This is a genomic window from Pseudomonas arcuscaelestis, assembly GCF_016881005.1.
GTDB classification, from domain to species: domain Bacteria; phylum Pseudomonadota; class Gammaproteobacteria; order Pseudomonadales; family Pseudomonadaceae; genus Aquipseudomonas; species Aquipseudomonas arcuscaelestis.
In genome coordinates, this window is the sequence record NZ_JACOPV010000068.1 from 1 (window position 1) to 1112 (window position 1112).

At 60.3% G+C, this 1112-nt stretch carries 2 protein-coding genes; both read right to left on the reverse strand.

Annotation, left to right across the window (positions count from 1 at the left end; all coding sequences use genetic code 11):
- A partial coding sequence (locus H8F21_RS29290; protein WP_236043278.1) for a PfkB family carbohydrate kinase occupies positions 1-204 on the reverse strand: 204 nt, incomplete at its 3' end.
- The gene (locus H8F21_RS29295) at positions 197-979 is read right to left on the reverse strand and encodes a sugar phosphate isomerase/epimerase family protein (protein WP_194938109.1); all 783 of its coding nucleotides are present in this window, start codon (positions 977-979) and stop codon (positions 197-199) included. The genes H8F21_RS29295 and H8F21_RS29290, both read right to left, overlap by 8 nt.
- Positions 980-1112 lie beyond the last annotated feature (133 nt).

The window sequence follows — 1112 nt, forward strand, 5'->3', positions numbered from 1 at the left end:
GACGACGAACCGCCCCAGCGAATCGTTGCCCACTCGGCTCAGCCAAGCGACGTTAAAACCCAATCGCGACAGACCGATGGCGACATTGCTGTCGGCGCCTGCAATACGCTTGTGAAACTGCGCCACTTGGGCCAAATCACCGGTCTGCTCGGCGACAAACATCGCCATGGTTTCACCGAACGAAAGAATATCGATTTCAGACATGGGCACTCTCCACGCGAGGTTGGCCAAGGACGGCGAGGGTGGCGACTTGTTGCGCAGTGACCGCGATCAGGTCATCGCCCTGCAACGGGAATTCCACCGCCCGGGTTATCCCTTGAGTCATATGCTTGAGCAGTTGTTCCCACAGATGCAGGTCGGTGGCGCCGGGCGGCAGCGCTACCAGCTTGCCATCCGCACGCCGGGCCACGGCCTTGCAATGCAGGTAGTCCACATGCCGGCCCAACAGCCGCGCGGCGGTGAGGGCGGATTGGTCTTGCCACTGCCAGTTGCCGATGTCAAAGGTCATCTTCACGGGCAAACCCAGGCGTTCAACTTCGGTGAAAAAACGCTGCATCGGCTCGATGCGCCCGCCGTGCAGGGTCTGGTCGTTTTCTACCAGCAATTGCACCGGGTGACGGGCGAGCAGGGCGTGCAGGCTTTCCAGGTCGTTGGTGTCGGTGAAATAGCCGAGGGAGACTTTGAGCCAGCGCGCACCAAAGGCCTGGGCGCGGTCGAGGGTGGCGGCGAGTTCGGCATTGGGCTGGGCGCGGCCGGCGACCCACAGCTCCAGAGGCGATGAAAACACCGATTCGAGGTGATGTTGCGCAGCGGCCTGGGCCAGCTCGGCAGGTTGCTCAGTGGTCAGTAACTCTTCGCGCCATTCGATGCGTTGAGCACCGGCGGCTTTGAGCAACTCGACAAAACTGAGCTGGCCTTGCAGGCGGACCCAATCGGCGCCGTAGCTGGAGAGGCTGATGGAGACGGGGTATTTGTGCATTGTTGTTTACCTCTGAAACCGGTTTCATTTTTAAGCGTAAATCGAATTTGTGGGAGCTGGCTTGCCTGCGATGGCGGCGTGTCAGTCGACTACATTGTCGTCTGTTATTGCGCTATCGCAGGCAAGCCAGCTC

Coding starts and splice junctions, on each gene's coding strand:
- H8F21_RS29295 (WP_194938109.1), bottom strand. CDS start 979: ATGCACAAATACCCCGTCTCCATCAGCCTCTCCAGCTACGGCGCCGAT.